Source organism: Rahnella sp. PD4 (genome assembly GCF_049199325.1).
In the GTDB taxonomy this organism is placed as follows: Bacteria; Pseudomonadota; Gammaproteobacteria; order Enterobacterales; family Enterobacteriaceae; genus Rahnella; species Rahnella perminowiae.
On the sequence record NZ_JBLZQF010000003.1, the window covers coordinates 31,099 to 47,886 of the forward strand.

The following is a 16,788-nucleotide window of genomic DNA, read 5'->3' on the forward strand; positions in this document are numbered from 1 at the left end:
CTAATAGTACTAATATGTAATTATTAGAATGCAATAAATATCGTTTTTAAGTGACTGTCTTAATGGAGACTTTACGGGTTTGGTTTAACCGCCCCAAAACTAGCACTTTTGCTGTCAGGTGTCACCCAAACGAAGAGCGTGACCGCAAATAGGTGGTAAATGAGAAAAAATCCTATATGATATTGGTTCTCATTATCATTATTTGGAGCAGGGTTATGATTCCGGCAATTGTCATAGCATGTGGGATCTGGGCGGTTGTAGGGATGTTTGGTAAACGTCTCACCAGTGGCTGGGGGATATTATTGCCTTGCGCACTGATGCCGCTGCTTGCCCTGACACATATGTCACTCGATCAGTTGCGTATGCTGATCGTGGTTGCGATGCTGGTCACACTGGGCATGCTTTTTCACCGCACATTACGCCATTATATGTTGCTGCCATCATTCATGGCGCTGGCAGGCAGTCTGGCTGCGGTAACGTTGAATTTTACTATTTTGTAATATAAGGATTTTGAGATGAAAAACAGGAGACACAGTAAAGCTGCCGGTCTTTTTTATTTTTTGAAACTGAAAGAAGTATCGCAGGAAGGAAAAGCTGAGGAGCATAATCACGTGGTGCGAAGAGAGGGACTTGAACCCTCACGTCCGTAAGGACACTAACACCTGAAGCTAGCGCGTCTACCAATTCCGCCACCTTCGCACAGATGATTTCTGCTTACTGCTGATTTATAGTTGCCGGAGTGGTGCGAAGGGAGGGACTCGAACCCTCACATCCGAAGGACACTAACACCTGAAGCTAGCGCGTCTACCAATTCCGCCACCATCGCGTACCGTGCCGGGCAATATAAATCTTGTGATTGTATTGGTGCGAAGGGAGGGACTCGAACCCTCACATCCAAAGGACACTAACACCTGAAGCTAGCGCGTCTACCAATTCCGCCACCATCGCGTTCCAATTGATTACTGTGTTGACGCATTCATCGGAATGTCATCAGCAAGTAACACAACCACGGGGGCGAATTCTAGAGATTTTCCCACAGGCGTCAATAGTTATTTCCCCCATTCCGGACGTTTGATGTAAAAAACAGCATATTCAGGATGAATGGTTCAATGCCACAGAGAGTCATCAGGTTAATCGATGGTTTAATCAACGGTTTTTCCAATAATGCGGTTCTGGCTCAGCGGATCAGCAGGGACGGAAAACAGTGCGATCAGCCAGTCCAGCAGCACGCGGATCCTCGGTGCCAGAAAACGGCCGGGCGGATACATGATGTATAACGGCATCGGTGGCGGAAGATACTGATGCAGTACTTCCACCAGTTCTCCCTGTGCCAGTTCCTGCGTCATCGCCAGTTCCGATGCCTGAATCAGCCCAAAGCCCGCTTTTGCGGCGGCGACATACGCGTCAGCGCCGCTAACGGTCAGTTTGCTGGCGAGCTGACACTTTTCAATCTTTCCGTCAGTCACAAACTCCAGATGCGACTCTGTCCGCTGGTGGGCAAAGAAATAGCCCACGGCCTGATGCCCGGTGAGATCATCCGGCGTCTGCGGCGTACCGAATTTCGCTAAATAGCCGGGAGAGGCGCAGGTAATTTGTTTCAAATCCGCCAGATGGCGTGACTGCAAATTATCATCTTCTGCAGGCCACGCGCGCACCACACAATCTACCCCCTGATCGAGCAGATTGATGGCGTTATCATTGGCACTGACGCTCAGGGTTATCTGCGGATAGCGCTGGTAAAACGCTGGCAGCGCGGGGATCACCTTCGCACGTGCCAGTGAATGGGGCATGTCGATGCGGACAATGCCTGCGGGCTGGGTTTGGTGATGCGCAAACAGAGCGTCCGATTCTTCCAGCGCCGAAATCAATTGCAGACAGCGTTGATAATAGATTTTGCCTTCGTCAGTGATTTTGACCTGGCGTGTCGTGCGCAGAAACAGGCGGACACCCAGTCGCTGTTCCAGACGTTTCAGGGTGGTACTGACCGTGGCGCGTGGCACATTAAGATCTTCTGCCGCCCGGCTGAAACTTTCCAGTTCGGCAATGCGGATGAAGGTTTTCATCGCCTGAATGTGATCCATAACGTTCTCAGTGATTGTTTGCAATTTATGAACAGTGTTGCACGTTTTTGCTGATTTATCTTTCCTGAAAGAACAACCACACTTAATCCGATTACTTCTCACTCTGTGTCATAAGGAAAATCCGATGAAACAACGTCAGTTGGGTAAAAATGGTCCGATGGTGTCAGCGCTGGGGCTGGGTTGCATGGGCATGAGCGACTTCTACACCACCGGCCTCGACGATAAAGAATCGATGGCAACGCTTTCGCGCGCGCTGGAACTGGGCGTCACAATGCTCGATACCGCCGACATGTATGGCCCGCATACCAATGAAGAACTGTTGGGACGCTTCCTGAAAGGGCGTCGAAATCAGGTTTTTTTAGCCACCAAATTCGGCATTGTGCGTGACCCGTCCAACCCGCAGGTTCGTGGGACAAACGGCCATCCGGACTATGTCCGCCAATCCGTAGAAGGCAGCCTGAAGCGTCTGGGGACGGAGGTTATCGATCTCTATTATCAGCACCGCCCTGATCCGACGGTGCCGGTTGAAGAAACGATCGGCGCGCTGTCGGATCTGGTGCATGAAGGCAAGATCCGTTATATCGGGCTGAGTGAAGTGCCGGTGAGCATTCTGGAGCGTGCACACAAAGTGCATCCGGTCACCGCGTTGCAAACCGAATATTCGCTCTGGTCGCGTGATGTGGAAGCTGACATTTTACCGGCGTGTGAGCGCCTGGGGATTGGTTTTGTGCCTTACAGTCCGCTGGGACGGGGTTTTCTGACCGGACAAATCCGTTCAGTGGACGATCTGGATTTGGATGATTACCGTCGCGAGAGTCCGCGTTTTCAGGGAGAAAACTTCGCGAAAAATCTGCAACTGGCGGAAAAAATCAGTGAACTGGCGCAGGACAAAGGAGTGAAACCCTCGCAGCTGGCGCTGGCGTGGGTATTAGCGCAGGGCGATAACATAGTGCCGATCCCTGGCACTAAACATCGTCATTATCTTGAGGAAAACATCGCCGCGCTTGATGTCTCCCTGAGTGAAGCCGAAATCGCGGCGATCGAAGCAGTATTTCCTTTCCGCGTGGCAGCGGGTGATCGCTACAACGCAGAACTGATGCGTTTCCTCAGTGCCTGACTGATTAACGTTTTTTCTTTTTCAGATCGCGCGGCGGACGTCCACGTACGGCCCGGTACACCTTGAAGCGACCGTTTTGTGCCAGTACTTCGTGGCTGCCAAAGGTGTCATCAAGCAGGGCGGCGTAAGGCAGGAAGGCGTTCGCCACAATGCGCAGTTCGCCGCCGATATTCAGATGACTTACCGCACCACGGATCAACTGCTCCGCCGCCGTCAGGCTGGTTTGCAGACCTTCGTGGAATGGCGGGTTGGAGATGATCATATCGAAACGACCGGCAATGTCGGAATAGACGTTGCTGGCGATGACTTCGCCCGGCAAATCGTTCGCCGCCAGTGTAGCGCGGCTGGCTTCAATAGCGGCCGCGCTCACATCACTGAGTGTGATTTTCATCTTCGGCGAGTACATGGCCAGCACAGAAGCCAGCACGCCAGAACCACAGGCGACATCCAGCACTTTACCTTTAACCGGTTCTTCGAAGCTGTTGATCAGCAACAGGCTTCCGCTGTCCAGACCTTCCCGGCTGAAGACGCCCGGCAGGGTTTTAATGGTCACTTCTTCGACCATGTACTGATCCCACCAGCCATCAGCATCAAACTCAGGCTGCTTTTCCAGACGGCCATGGTACAAACCGCAACGACGCGCACTGTCGATTTTGCTCAGTTCGCACAGACCTTCGAGCGTGGTTTCCGCGCTGCGCACACCACTGCGGTTTTCACCGATGACAAACACATCAATGCCAACTGGCAAGTGTGACAGTAAGTTGAACAGCTGGAATTTTGCTTCCAGTTTGCTCTTTGGCCAGTAATAGACGAGCACATCGCACGGCGCGATGAATTCAGCGTCAGCAACTAAGCCAAACTGAACGTTTTCTCCCAGCGCTTTGCTGAGCATCTGCCAGTGGTGATACATATTGGTGTGGACGCGAACTTCTTCGGCGTCAATTTCAGCAGGCAGGCTGTCTTGTAAGTCACCGGCGAACAGGACGCGGCGGCCTTCAAATTCTTCGCTGTGGCGCAGTATGACTTCACTGGCCGGAGTTAATGCAGACATCAGGGTGTGGCTCCTCAAGGATTAGCGGGCGATTATAGAGGTTTATTGGCGCATGTTCGATGTGTTTGCTAGCATAGCCGGGCTTTTCGTACTTCAACCGGCAGGGAACAGGCATGGCATCCAGACGAGATACGCTGTTACAACAACTGGGCATTACCCAGTGGACGCTGCGCCGGCCTGCTGTATTACAAGGCGAAGTGGCGGTCAGTCTGCCTGCGGAAACCCAGTTGCTGATTGTTGCCGCCGTTCCGCCAGCGGAGGATGATCCGCTGGTCAGGGATGTTTTGCGCAGCCTGGCGCTGACAGAATCACAAGTTTACCGCCTGACACCTGAACAGGTCACTATGTTACCTGAAGATACCCGCTGCAATATCTGGCGACTGGGGTTAAGCGAACCGCTGACTCTTGCTGGCCCGCAGCTCTCCAGTCCGGCCCTGGCCGAACTCTATCAAGACGCCGGCGCCAAACGTGCGCTCTGGCAGCAGATCTGTGAAAATGAACAACATTTCTATCCTGACGCCCGCTGATCTTCCCCGTGCATTTGCCATCGAACAAGCCAGTCATGCCTTTCCGTGGACTGAAAATACGCTTGCCAGCAATCAGGGCGAACGCTACCTGAACCTTAAAATCATGCAGGGCGAGGTGATGGCGGGATTTGCGATTACCCAAATTGTTCTCGACGAAGCCACCTTGTTTAATATCGCTATCGATCCGGCTTTTCAGCGACAGGGCTTAGGTCGCAGGTTGCTGGAAGAAGTGATACAACTGCTTGAGCAGAAAGATGTTTTTACGTTATGGCTTGAAGTCCGTGCTTCCAACGCCAAAGCTATCGCGCTGTATGAAAGCCTCGGTTTTAATGAACTCTCCGTTCGCCGTAATTACTATCCCGCCGCACAAGGCCGCGAAGATGCCATCATGATGGCGTTGCCGCTGGGCTGAAAGAATGGGGGTACCCTGGTCTGCCGTTAAAGTGCATCTGGATGAAGCCATTAAAATTGCGCGTGAACGCTGGCCAGATTTGCTTACGGAGTTACCGATGCTTGAAGAACATAAAATAGTTCTGCGAGAACACTGGGCCGCACTTTTAACCGACTTCCGTTTCTAACGCGCTCTCTTAGTCACACCATACAAAAAAACCATTGATTGCCCATACCGTCTAAATCAGTGAAAATAGCCGGCTATAACTTTTATTACCGCTTTGCCTGACGTCACCTTCTGACGTGATGTGAAATCCTATGCAGGGCGGACCAACAGCAGAAACGTGAAAAACATGTCTCCAAGTGAATACGCCCTTGAAGTGGCTAAGCGCCGCACATTTGCCATCATCTCTCACCCCGATGCCGGTAAAACCACCATTACTGAAAAAGTTTTGTTATTCGGACAGGCCATTCAAACCGCCGGTACAGTAAAAGGCCGTGGCTCCAGCCATCACGCCAAATCCGACTGGATGGAAATGGAAAAACAACGTGGTATTTCCATCACCACGTCCGTGATGCAGTTCCCGTACAAGCAGTGCCTGGTTAACCTGCTCGACACCCCAGGGCACGAAGACTTCTCCGAAGATACCTACCGTACGCTGACCGCCGTTGACTGCTGTCTGATGGTGATCGATGCCGCAAAAGGTGTCGAAGATCGTACCCGTAAACTGATGGAAGTCACCCGTCTGCGCGATACGCCGATCCTGACTTTTATGAACAAACTCGACCGTGACATCCGTGACCCGATGGAAGTGATGGACGAAGTGGAGCGTGAGCTGAAAATCGCCTGCTCTCCGATTACCTGGCCAATCGGCTGCGGTAAATTGTTCAAAGGGGTTTATCACCTTTATAAAGACGAAGTGTATCTGTACCAGACCGGTAAAGGTCACACCATTCAGGAAGTTCGCGTGGTCAAAGGCCTGAACAATCCTGAGCTGGATGCTGCCGTTGGCGAAGATCTGGCCGCACAATTGCGTGATGAGCTGGAACTGGTGCAGGGCGCGTCGCATGAATTCGACCATGAGGCTTTCCTGCAGGGCGAACTGACACCGGTCTTCTTCGGTACGGCACTCGGTAACTTTGGTGTTGACCATATGCTCGACGGTCTGGTGGACTGGGCGCCTGCGCCGATGCCACGTAAAACTGACCTGCGCGAAGTGAAAGCCGATGATGAGAAATTCACCGGTTTTGTTTTCAAAATTCAGGCCAACATGGACCCGAAACACCGTGACCGCGTGGCGTTCATGCGAGTGGTGTCCGGTAAATATGAAAAAGGCATGAAACTGCGTCAGGTGCGTACCGGCAAAGATGTAGTGATTTCCGATGCGCTGACCTTTATGGCCGGAGACCGTTCGCACGTTGAAGAAGCCTATCCGGGCGACATCATTGGTCTGCATAACCACGGCACAATTCAGATTGGCGACACCTTTACTCAGGGTGAGAACATGAAATTCACCGGCATTCCTAACTTTGCCCCTGAACTGTTCCGTCGTATTCGTCTGCGTGACCCGCTGAAACAGAAACAGTTGCTGAAAGGGCTGGTACAGCTTTCAGAGGAAGGCGCGGTACAGGTCTTCCGTCCGATTGCCAACAACGATTTAATCGTCGGTGCGGTCGGGGTGTTGCAGTTTGAAGTGGTGGTGGCGCGTCTGAAAAGCGAATACAACGTGGAAGCGATTTATGAATCTGTGAACGTCTCGACTGCCCGTTGGGTTGAATGCAGTGACGTGAAGAAATTCGAAGAATTTAAACGCAAAAATGAAACCAATCTGGCGCTCGATGGTGGTGATAATTTAGCGTACATCGCACCAACAATGGTGAACCTGAATCTGGCGTCTGAGCGTTATCCGGAAGTTAAATTTCGCAAAACCCGCGAACATTAATTCTTCTCTTATCAGGTTCTGAAACAGAAAGACGGCAAATTGGCCGTCTTTTTTTTCGCCTTTCGCCTGCCCGGAACAGTTTATCCTCTTACCCTCCCTGATTATTTAATCACCGCCCTGGCTGAAAAATGGGCGCAAACCGCCCCCGGCACTAAGACTTGTCTGCATTAGAGGCCATATTCGACGATCTCCCTACTAATCTGATCATTCTTGACTATATTAAATGTGTGTTCAGGACGGGTGGCTTAAAGCACTACTTTGAAGTCACGTTGCAGAGTGTTATGTCGTATGGCGATCATAAGCCAGAATAAAACGATGTACTCTGCTACAAGGAAAGTAAAAACAGCAGCAATACAATTTGTTAGAAGGCGTCACCAAGAATGTGACGTGTAGAGCCGCAATCAAGGCTCATAAACCGAAAGGAAGAAATCGATGAAAAATTCTAAATTTGCCTATTCCATGATGGCTGTAGTTCTGGGTACCGCACTGATGAGCGGTAGCGCTTTGGCTGCAACGACGACTACAGATAGCGCAGGTGCAAAAATCGATAGTTCCATGAAGAAAGTTGATAACTACATGGGCGACAGTGCCATCACAGCAAAAGTGAAAAGTGCTCTGGTAGATGACAAAGCGATTAAAAGCAACGATATCTCCGTCACGACCAATTCCGGCGTTGTCACGCTGAGCGGTTTTGTGGGTTCACAGGCTGAAGCTGAGCAGGCTGTGGCAGTAGCCACTAAAGTTGAAGGTGTTAAATCCGTCAGCGACAAACTGCATACCAAAGACAGCAAAGATCAAAGCGTTAAAGGCTATGCCGGTGACAGCGCGACCACGGCCTCTGTAAAAGCTAAATTGCTGGCCGATGACATCGTCCCATCACGTAACGTGAAAGTTGAAACCACCGACGGCGTGGTACAGCTTTCCGGTAACGTGAAAGATCAGGCACAGTCTGACCGTGCTGAAAGCGTCGCCAAAACCGTTGATGGCGTGAAAAGCGTCAAAAATGATCTGAAAGTCGCACCGTAACGATCATCTGCTGTAGCTGTTGTCTATAGCGCCCTCCTCAGGGCAGGGCGCTTTATTTTCGGAATAACGCATAACTATATTTATTTATGTGCCTGCTGAATATTCGGGATGAACGGAATTGCCTGCAGTTGGGAAAAATATCGTGTCGGAAACGCTAACACTTTCATTTTTCGACTACCTTTATTAAGTAATTCGTTTTTTTGTTACTGGCTGTAGCCGGTTGATAAAGCGTCAGAAGGCAATATTTCACAGTGAGTCCGGCCCGAGGCGGGGCACAACCTTTTAAAATGGCAAAGTGAAAATAGGGTAAAGGAGAAGCTTATGTTTCGTTGGGGCATTATTTTTCTAATCATCGCGTTGATCGCGGCGGCTCTTGGTTTCGGTGGTTTGGCGGGTACAGCTGCCTGGGCTGCAAAAATCGTCTTCGTAGTCGGTATCATTCTGTTCCTGGTCAGCCTGTTTACGGGTCGTAAGCGACTCTGACCACATCACTTCAGTGATGCCAAAAAGCGTTAGTTAATCACATCGCCCCCTTCAGTGAAGGGGGCGATTTTTTTATGCAGGTATCCTGGCCGTTAACAGGACGTAACGATTTTGTCGCCCGATTTTGGCAAGAAATTCACCCAAAGCAGGAAGACGAGGTATGCTCAGAAATGAAGGCTAACCGGGTGGAGCCATTTGCGTGAGGACGATGCGTTGGGATACAGAATACCTGTCACGCTGGGGAATATAGAAGCGCTGGCGTACAAACCCTATACGCCGGGGAAGATTGCCCTGGTGTGCGAAGGCGGCGGACAGAGAGGCATTTTTACGGCAGGTGTGCTGGATGAGTTTCAGCGCGCGCGTTTCAACCCCTTTGATTTATATCTGGGTACCTCTGCGGGTGCGCAAAATCTCTCTGCCTTTGTCTGCGGGCAGCCCGGCTATGCCAGAAGGGTGATTACCCGTTATACCACCAGTCCTGAGTTTTTTAACCCGCTGCGATTTGTGCGGGGCGGACATCTTATCGATCTCGACTGGCTGGTTGAAGAAACGGCTAAAAACATGCCACTGGCGATGGAAAGCGCAGAAAAGTTGCTCATTGATGGCCGTGAGTTCCTGATGTGTGCCTGTCGCAGTGATGACTACACGGCTAATTATTTTTCACCGACGCGGGAAAACTGGCTGCCGGTGATCAAAGCCTCCAGCGCTATTCCGGGTTTTTACCGCCTGGGGGTGGATCTGGAAGGTATCAGCTATCAGGACGGCGGCATCAGCGATGCGATCCCTGTTGAGGAAGCTTATCGCCGTGGCGCGGATACCATTGTAGTGATCCGTACCGTTCCCTCTGCGATGTTCTATACGCCGCAGTGGATGAAACGTATGGAACAATGGCTGAGCGAAAGCAGTCTGCAACAGCTGGTGCGCATGATGCAGCATCATGAAGAGAGCTATCACCGTATCCAGCAGTTCATTGAGAATCCGCCGGATGATGTGCGTATTTTTGAAATCTTCCCGCCCAAACCGCTGGCCAGCCATGCGCTCGGTAGCCGTCTGCCTGCGCTAAATCAGGATTACCATCTCGGCCGCCGTTGCGGACGGTATTTTTTGTCTGCCGCAGCACACTGGCTGTTACCGCGTGAAAACGAGCGTCCTTATACGCTGATCGAACCGCGCGTGACACGCCGTCCGCAACGGATCGTGGTGCCGCAGGACGAGCCAGAAAATGTGATCCCGTTGGCGGCATCTGCCAGCACGGCGGAGCAAATCATTCTCGATCCCGCCGTGCTGACGGACATGGTCGCCGACGGAGGGATAGTGCGTCCGGCTGCGTTTAAAGACAGCGTAGTCAGTGTGTCTTCACCGCAACGCGCCGCATCAGACAGGCTACAACCGGAAAGCTCCGCGCCATCAGAAAATTATCCATCCAGTGAGGGCGAAAAGTTGTGAGTTACACCTTCATCGATACGCACTGCCATTTCGATTTTCCACCGTTTACAGGGGCGGAAACCGAAAGTTTGCGCCTCGCCGGACAGGCTGGTGTGCGGCAGATTATTGTTCCCGCTGTCACGTCTGATCGTTTTAACGGCATTCTCTCGCTGGCAAAAAAATTTCCGCCGTTGCATGCCGCGCTGGGGTTACATCCCCTTTATGTTGCACAACACCAGGACAGTTGCGTGGAATTACTGGATTCGCTGCTCAGTCGCCGGGATCCTCATCTGGTGGCCGTCGGGGAAGTTGGCCTGGATTTATACATGGAAGAGCCGAGATTTGAGCAACAACAACGGTTGCTGAAAGCGCAGTTTGCTCTGGCAAAACGTGAGACGCTGCCGGTGATCCTGCATTCCCGGCGCAGCCACGATCAGCTGGCAGCGATGCTGCGTCAGGCAAAACTGCCGGCGACCGGGGTGGTACACGGATTTGCAGGCAGTCTTTCTCAGGCACAGGCGTTTATTAAACTGGGTTTTGCGATAGGCGTCGGCGGCACCATCAGCTATGAGCGTGCGCAGAAAACCCGGCATGTGATGGCCGGATTACCCCTTTCCTCTTTGCTGCTCGAAACCGATGCGCCCGATATGCCGTTGCAGGGTTTTCAGGGGCAACCTAACCGCCCTGAGCGTGCGGCTAATGTATTCGACATTTTGTGCAGCCTGCGCAGTGAAACGCCCGAACAGATTGCCGGCGCATTGCTCGATAATACCCGACGCATCTTTAATCTCCCTTCGCTGTGAACCCTGAGAAAGACTAAATTGTGATTTAAATAACATTCACATTGACGCGGCTGAGCCTGCATAAAAAGGTTTTCTGGCGAGTTACGATTTAATTTCTCTTTAAAATGTTATTATTATAACATTACCTGCGTGATTGCCGCCGGGTGATTGCGGTGTAATCCCCCGAACTCCGTTTGTCATGATTCGGGTATACACTCTTATAAGGGTCGAATACTGAGCATAAAGGCTATGAAATGTGATTTATATCTCATTTCATCAAGCAACGTTGCAAACGGTTTTCATTTTGTGTGAAATACTGCACACAGGAACCTGATGTGACGTGTTCAAATAGTCACAACGTATTGGCGTCAGCCAATCCAAGCGCGGTGAGAAGGATCTCAGTTGCCACGTAAGCCACTACACGCCGCTTACGCACGCTATCTTCAAGGAACCAAGTCCGCTCGCCAACCGTGCAGAATTTTTTTCCCGAGGGTAAACGCGGGAAATAATTCATGACTGTATGCTCAGTTCTGGCCGGTCGCTGGAATTGAAAATTGTTGGAGAGTTATATGACCGATTTAACCGCCGCAGCGCAACGTGCGCTGAACCTGATGGATTTAACCACCCTGAACGAAGACGACACGGATGCGAAAGTGATCGCACTTTGTCATCAGGCGAAGAGCCCGGCAGGAAATACTGCTGCCGTCTGCATTTATCCTCGTTTTATTCCTGTTGCCCGTAAAACTCTGCGTGAGCAAGGTACGCCGGACATCCGCATTGCAACCGTGACCAACTTCCCGCACGGTAATGATGATCTTGAGATCGCGCTGGCAGAAACCCGTGCGGCAATTGCTTACGGTGCCGATGAAGTTGACGTGGTATTCCCGTACCGTGCGTTGATTGCCGGTAACGAGCAGATTGGTTTTGAGATGGTCAGACAATGCAAAGAAGCCTGTGCTGCCGCCAACGTCCTGCTGAAAGTGATCATCGAAACCGGTGAACTCAGGCAAGATGCCCTGATCCGCAAAGCGTCTGAAATTGCGATCAAAGCCGGGGCTGATTTCATCAAAACCTCCACAGGGAAAGTGCCTGAAAATGCCACGCTGCACAGCGCTGAGCTGATGATGAGCGTCATTGCAGAGATGGGCGTGGGCGAAACTGTCGGTTTCAAACCGGCTGGTGGCGTGAAAACCGCTGAAGACGCTGCGCAATATCTGGCGCTGGCTGACCGCCTGCTGGGCCGCGAATGGGCTGACGCACGTCACTTCCGTTTCGGCGCATCCAGTCTGCTGGCCAGTCTGCTCACCACGCTGGGTCACGCGGGTCAGAAAGCCACCAGCAGCTACTAATCATTGTTGTTATGCCGATGCCGTGGCGCTGTTTTACAGCGTCCGGTATTCGCATCCACATTTAGCGTTCAGCTCAGGCAGGGGGATACCTTGTTTCTCGCACAAGAAATTATTCGTAAAAAACGTGACGGTCAGCCTTTAAGCGACGAGGAAATTCGTTTCTTCATTAATGGTATTCGCGACAGCCAGGTTTCAGAAGGCCAGATTGCCGCGCTGGCAATGACTATCTATTTCAATGACATGTCTATGAAAGAACGTGTTTCGCTGACCATGGCGATGCGTGATTCAGGCACCGTGCTCAACTGGAAAAGCCTCGGCCTGAACGGTCCGGTCGTGGATAAGCATTCGACCGGCGGCGTGGGTGATGTGACCTCGCTGATGCTGGGCCCGATGGTAGCGGCATGCGGCGGTTATGTCCCGATGATTTCCGGCCGTGGTCTCGGTCATACCGGCGGTACGCTCGATAAACTCGAAGCGATTCCGGGCTTCGATATTTTCCCGGATGACAGCCGTTTTCGCAGCATCATTCAGGATGTCGGCGTGGCAATCATCGGCCAGACCAGCTCGCTGGCACCGGCAGATAAGCGTTTCTATGCAACCCGCGATATCACCGCAACCGTCGATTCCATTCCGCTGATCACGGCTTCGATCCTCGCCAAAAAACTGGCTGAAGGCCTGGATGCGTTGGTGATGGACGTCAAGGTGGGGTCCGGCGCGTTCATGCCGACTTATTCGCTGTCAGAAGATCTGGCGCAGGCGATTGTCGATGTGGCGAATGGTGCGGGTTGTAAAACCACCGCGTTGCTGACTGATATGAATCAGGTGCTGGCATCCAGCGCCGGTAATGCGGTTGAAGTGCGTGAAGCCGTGCGCTTCCTGACAGGTGAATACCGTAATCCGCGCCTGCTGGAAGTCACCATGGCGCTGTGTGTTGAAATGCTGCTGTCCGGCGGTCTGGCAAAAGATGACGCCGACGCCCGCCGCCAGTTGCAGGCTGTGCTGGATAACGGCAAAGCCGCCGAAGTCTTTGGCCGCATGATTGCTGCCCAGAAAGGCCCGGCCGATTTCATCGAGAATTACGATCGTTATCTGCAACAGGCCACGCTGAGCAAACCGGTTTATGCCGAAGGCAACGGGATTGTCAGTGCGATGGACACCCGTGCGCTGGGCATGACCGTCGTGTCACTGGGGGGCGGACGTCGCCGCGCCAGCGATGCCATCGACTACAGCGTCGGTCTGACCCATATGGCACAACTGGGCCAGCAGGTGGATACCCGTCAGCCACTGGCGATGATCCACGCCAACAGTGAAGCGGCCTGGCAGCAGGCGGCGCAGGAAGTGCGTGCGGCGATTGTCCTGAGCGACAACGCGCCGGAAAGCACGCCGGTGATTTACCGTCGGATCGGCAGTAACGCTTGATTTCAGGCCACATCGCCCCCATTTAAGATTGATCAGGTGCGCGGCAGTTCCGCGTGACCCAATGCGTAACCATTCGCAGGAGAGCAAAATGAAACGTACATTTATCATGGTGTTAGACTCATTCGGTATCGGTGCCAGTGAAGATGCCGGGCGCTTTGGTGATACCGGTTCTGACACATTGGGCCACATCGCGGCTGCCTGCGCGCGTGGCGATGCGGACAAAGGCCGTCAGGGCCCGCTGAATCTGCCTAACCTGACCCGCCTGGGGTTGGCGAAAGCCGCTGAAGAATCTACCGGTAAAATCCCTGACGGCATGGACGGAAATGCTGAAATTACCGGCGCCTATGCTTACGCCAGCGAGTTGTCTTCCGGTAAAGATACCCCGTCAGGCCACTGGGAAATCGCCGGTGTGCCTGTTTTGTTTGACTGGGGCTATTTCAGCGATACCACCAACAGTTTCCCGCAGGAACTGCTCGATAAACTGGTAGAGCGCGCTAATCTGCCGGGCTATCTCGGTAACTGCCACTCTTCCGGTACCGTTGTGCTGGATGAGTTGGGCGAAGAACACATGAAAACCGGCAAGCCGATTTTCTACACCTCTGCTGACTCCGTCTTCCAGATTGCCTGCCACGAAGAAACCTTCGGGCTGGATCGCCTGTACGAACTGTGCGAAATCGCCCGTGAAGAGCTGACCGAAGGCGGCTACAACATCGGTCGCGTGATTGCCCGTCCGTTCATCGGCGATAAAGCCGGTAACTTCGAGCGTACCGGTAATCGTCATGACTTAGCGGTTGAGCCACCGGCTCCGACCATCCTGAAAAAGCTGGTCGATGAGAAAAAGGGTCATGTGGTGTCTGTGGGTAAAATTGCAGATATTTATGCACAGGTTGGTATCACTAAAAAGGTGAAGGCCACCGGTCTGGACGCGCTGTTTGACGCCACCATCGAAGAGATGAAACAAGCCGGGGACAAAACCATCGTCTTCACCAACTTTGTTGATTTCGACTCCTCTTACGGCCATCGCCGTGATGTGCCGGGTTATGCTGCCGCGCTGGAGTTGTTCGACCGCCGCATGCCTGAACTGCTGGAGCTGGTGAAAGAAGATGACATCATCATTTTCACGGCTGATCACGGTTGTGACCCGACCTGGCGCGGTACCGATCACACCCGCGAGCACATTCCGGTCTTAATCTATGGCCCGAAAGTAAAACCGGGTTCATTAGGCCATCGTGAAACTTTCGCGGATATCGGCCAGACAGTCGCCAAATATTTCGATCTGTCGCCGATGGATTACGGTAAGTCGATGCTATAACGCTTTGTATACACGGCCAGTTCTTTATACTGGCCGCGTTTTTTATGATGAATATGACACCTCGCTGATTAAGGAATAAGAAGATGGCAACTCCACACATTAATGCTGAAATGGGCGACTTTGCTGACGTCGTGCTGATGCCGGGCGACCCGCTGCGCGCCAGGCACATCGCGGAAACCTTCCTTCAGGATGTTAAGCAGGTGAACGACGTGCGTGGCATGTTGGGGTTCACCGGCACGTATAAAGGCCGCAAAATCTCAGTGATGGGCCATGGCATGGGCATTCCTTCCTGCTCCATTTATGCCAAAGAACTGATCACTGAATTCGGCGTAAAAAAAATCATCCGCGTGGGTTCGTGTGGTGCTGTTCGTGCCGACATCAAACTGCGTGACATTGTGATCGGCATGGGTGCCTGCACCGATTCCAAAGTGAACCGTATGCGTTTCAAAGACCATGACTACGCGGCTATCGCGGACTACGACATGGTGCGTAACGCCGCTGACGCTGCGAAAGCTAAAGGCATCAATGCCCGCGTCGGTAACATCTTCTCCGCCGACCTGTTCTATACACCGGACCCGCAAATGTTCGATGTAATGGAAAAGTACGGCATTTTGGGTGTGGAAATGGAAGCGGCTGGGATCTACGGTGTGGCGGCAGAATTTGGTGCAAAAGCACTGACTATCTGTACTGTCTCCGACCATATCCGTACGCACGAACAAACCACTGCCGCTGAACGTCAGACCACCTTCAACGACATGATCGAAATCGCGCTGGAATCTGTTCTGCTGGGCGATAAAGAATAAATTCTGCTGATATAGCAGAGACGAAAACGGGCACCAAATGGTGCCCGTTTTGCTATGCGTTTTCCTGTTCATCACTGAACTGCTCATGTCTGAACTTGTAGATTTACTGCGTCAGGGCAGTCTGACGGCAAAAGAGATCACGGCGCAACTTCACGGAGCAACTCCACATCACCCCGTCAACGCTCTCAAGGCGGCTGGCCTGAATCACTTCGGCCGGCTGCGTTTCAGGCTGCGATAAGCAGCCTGTGCGGCTTCTTTGGTCTGCGCTTCGGTGGCAGGTTTAGCGGGCACCACATCGGATTCCGGCTCAGGAATATTGAGCACCGGTGGCGGGCCGAACTCATCCGGTTCGTCTTCCTGTTCATCATCTTCTTTTACCGGCTTACTGGCGGTCAGCAGGAACGGTGATTGCTGCCAGCGTGAACGGCGGCCCTGCAACAATGTGCGGGCCAGAATAATACCGACACCCAGCGCGGCGAGCATCATCAGGCGCAACAGGTTAGTGGTGTTATCCACCTGCTTGGACTCGGTTGCCAGCACATGCGTGTCGAGTGTGATGCGTAAAAATCCGCCCGGCCCGTTTTTATCTTCTATCGGTACCACAATCTGATGATTGAAGTAGCTGCCCGCACGTTTGCCATCGAGCGACAAACGGTCGCGAACCGGCACCTGTTCACCGGCATGCGCCACCAGGGAACCGTCAGACTCATAAACGCTGGCGTCAAGAATGCGACTGCTCTCGGTAAGCTGACTCAAAATAGTGGAAATTTGTGCGATATCAGCGCCATCATTATCGCTGTCCATCAGGGGTGCGAGCGAAAACGCCACCTGTCGGGCGAGCGTTTGCGCAAGCTGTTCCACCTGCGTCGAACGTGCCAGTTGATGTCCCAGACTGAAATAAGATGCGCCCTGCATCAGAATGACAAGTAATGCGAGACTTATCAATACGATAGCCGCGCGGTGCAGGCGAAATTTAAGTTTGGCCTTGGCCATTCTGTTTCCTTGCGTATTTCGATGACTTTATGTTGCCAGAAGACGCCACGATAAGGTAGCTTGATGCCTCATTTTACCCTGCATCCT

Annotated in this window: 17 protein-coding genes and 3 tRNA genes; 14 read left to right on the forward strand and 6 right to left on the reverse strand. The window is 52.4% G+C overall.

The genetic code is table 11. From position 1 onward, the window contains the following. Positions 1 to 215 precede the first annotated feature (215 nt). Positions 216 to 500: a DUF1435 domain-containing protein gene (locus tag ACOZIO_RS09060; protein ID WP_129953285.1), complete on the forward strand. Its 285-nt coding sequence runs from the start codon at positions 216 to 218 to the stop codon at positions 498 to 500. A gap of 112 nt (positions 501 to 612) precedes the next feature. On the opposite strand, the gene ACOZIO_RS09065 is transcribed toward ACOZIO_RS09060, so the two are convergent. The 4 genes from ACOZIO_RS09065 to ACOZIO_RS09080 form a co-directional block, all read right to left on the reverse strand. Then, positions 613 to 699 (reverse strand) — tRNA-Leu (locus tag ACOZIO_RS09065). Positions 700 to 740: 41 nt separating this feature from the next. Then, a tRNA-Leu gene (locus ACOZIO_RS09070) sits at positions 741 to 826 on the reverse strand. A gap of 36 nt (positions 827 to 862) precedes the next feature. Continuing rightward, positions 863 to 948, reverse strand: a tRNA-Leu gene (locus tag ACOZIO_RS09075). Positions 949 to 1,142: 194 nt separating this feature from the next. Next, the gene (locus ACOZIO_RS09080) at positions 1,143 to 2,081 is read right to left on the reverse strand and encodes a LysR family transcriptional regulator (RefSeq protein ID WP_129991287.1); all 939 of its coding nucleotides are present in this window, start codon (positions 2,079 to 2,081) and stop codon (positions 1,143 to 1,145) included. A 124-nt stretch (positions 2,082 to 2,205) separates the two neighbouring features. On the opposite strand from ACOZIO_RS09080, the gene ACOZIO_RS09085 reads away from it, so the two are divergent. Next, positions 2,206 to 3,198 (forward strand): aldo/keto reductase, encoded by a 993-nt coding sequence (locus ACOZIO_RS09085; RefSeq protein WP_129991288.1) that lies wholly within the window; start codon positions 2,206 to 2,208, stop codon positions 3,196 to 3,198. Positions 3,199 to 3,202: 4 nt separating this feature from the next. Here ACOZIO_RS09085 and rsmC read toward each other — a convergent pair whose 3' ends face one another. Next, positions 3,203 to 4,249, reverse strand: coding sequence for a 16S rRNA (guanine(1207)-N(2))-methyltransferase RsmC (gene rsmC / locus ACOZIO_RS09090; RefSeq protein WP_015698767.1), 1,047 nt, complete (start codon positions 4,247 to 4,249; stop codon positions 3,203 to 3,205). Between the two features lie 113 nt (positions 4,250 to 4,362). Between rsmC and ACOZIO_RS09095 the strand changes: the two genes are divergently transcribed. The 12 genes from ACOZIO_RS09095 (at position 4,363) to deoD (ending at position 15,708) form a co-directional block, all read left to right on the forward strand. Next, entirely contained in the window at positions 4,363 to 4,776 is a 414-nt protein-coding gene (locus ACOZIO_RS09095) for a DNA polymerase III subunit psi (protein ID WP_129953282.1), read from the forward strand. Then, positions 4,745 to 5,188 (forward strand): ribosomal protein S18-alanine N-acetyltransferase, encoded by a 444-nt coding sequence (rimI, locus tag ACOZIO_RS09100; protein WP_129953281.1) that lies wholly within the window; start codon positions 4,745 to 4,747, stop codon positions 5,186 to 5,188. The genes ACOZIO_RS09095 and rimI overlap by 32 nt, the downstream gene beginning before the upstream one ends. Before the next feature lie 4 nt (positions 5,189 to 5,192). Then, the gene (locus ACOZIO_RS09105; RefSeq protein ID WP_421595200.1) at positions 5,193 to 5,354 is read left to right on the forward strand and encodes a hypothetical protein; all 162 of its coding nucleotides are present in this window, start codon (positions 5,193 to 5,195) and stop codon (positions 5,352 to 5,354) included. A 165-nt stretch (positions 5,355 to 5,519) separates the two neighbouring features. Further along, positions 5,520 to 7,109 carry a peptide chain release factor 3 gene (gene prfC / locus ACOZIO_RS09110; RefSeq protein WP_129953280.1) on the forward strand — a complete coding sequence of 530 codons (1,590 nt, stop codon included), beginning with the start codon at positions 5,520 to 5,522 and terminating at the stop codon, positions 7,107 to 7,109. Between the two features lie 432 nt (positions 7,110 to 7,541). Then, entirely contained in the window at positions 7,542 to 8,135 is a 594-nt protein-coding gene (gene osmY, locus ACOZIO_RS09115) for a molecular chaperone OsmY (RefSeq protein ID WP_129953279.1), read from the forward strand. Positions 8,136 to 8,456: 321 nt separating this feature from the next. After that, the gene (locus ACOZIO_RS09120; protein ID WP_013577105.1) at positions 8,457 to 8,618 is read left to right on the forward strand and encodes a DUF1328 domain-containing protein; all 162 of its coding nucleotides are present in this window, start codon (positions 8,457 to 8,459) and stop codon (positions 8,616 to 8,618) included. A 213-nt stretch (positions 8,619 to 8,831) separates the two neighbouring features. Further along, positions 8,832 to 10,064, forward strand: coding sequence for a patatin-like phospholipase family protein (locus ACOZIO_RS09125; RefSeq protein WP_238483547.1), 1,233 nt, complete (start codon positions 8,832 to 8,834; stop codon positions 10,062 to 10,064). After that, a complete protein-coding gene (locus ACOZIO_RS09130; RefSeq protein ID WP_129953277.1) occupies positions 10,061 to 10,846 on the forward strand; it encodes a TatD family hydrolase in 786 nt (261 codons plus the stop codon). The genes ACOZIO_RS09125 and ACOZIO_RS09130 overlap by 4 nt, the downstream gene beginning before the upstream one ends. Before the next feature lie 548 nt (positions 10,847 to 11,394). After that, positions 11,395 to 12,174 (forward strand): deoxyribose-phosphate aldolase, encoded by a 780-nt coding sequence (gene deoC / locus ACOZIO_RS09135; protein WP_129953276.1) that lies wholly within the window; start codon positions 11,395 to 11,397, stop codon positions 12,172 to 12,174. Between the two features lie 90 nt (positions 12,175 to 12,264). Continuing rightward, positions 12,265 to 13,593 (forward strand): thymidine phosphorylase, encoded by a 1,329-nt coding sequence (gene deoA, locus ACOZIO_RS09140; RefSeq protein ID WP_129953275.1) that lies wholly within the window; start codon positions 12,265 to 12,267, stop codon positions 13,591 to 13,593. Between the two features lie 88 nt (positions 13,594 to 13,681). Beyond that, on the forward strand, positions 13,682 to 14,905 hold the full coding sequence (deoB, locus tag ACOZIO_RS09145; protein ID WP_129953274.1) for a phosphopentomutase: 1,224 nt from the start codon (positions 13,682 to 13,684) through the stop codon (positions 14,903 to 14,905). Positions 14,906 to 14,988: 83 nt separating this feature from the next. Continuing rightward, positions 14,989 to 15,708, forward strand: a complete 720-nt coding sequence (deoD, locus tag ACOZIO_RS09150; RefSeq protein ID WP_015698752.1) for a purine-nucleoside phosphorylase — start codon at positions 14,989 to 14,991, stop codon at positions 15,706 to 15,708. A gap of 204 nt (positions 15,709 to 15,912) precedes the next feature. On the opposite strand, the gene ACOZIO_RS09155 is transcribed toward deoD, so the two are convergent. Then, positions 15,913 to 16,701 (reverse strand): YtjB family periplasmic protein, encoded by a 789-nt coding sequence (locus ACOZIO_RS09155; protein WP_129953273.1) that lies wholly within the window; start codon positions 16,699 to 16,701, stop codon positions 15,913 to 15,915. Between the last annotated feature and the right edge of the window lie 87 nt (positions 16,702 to 16,788).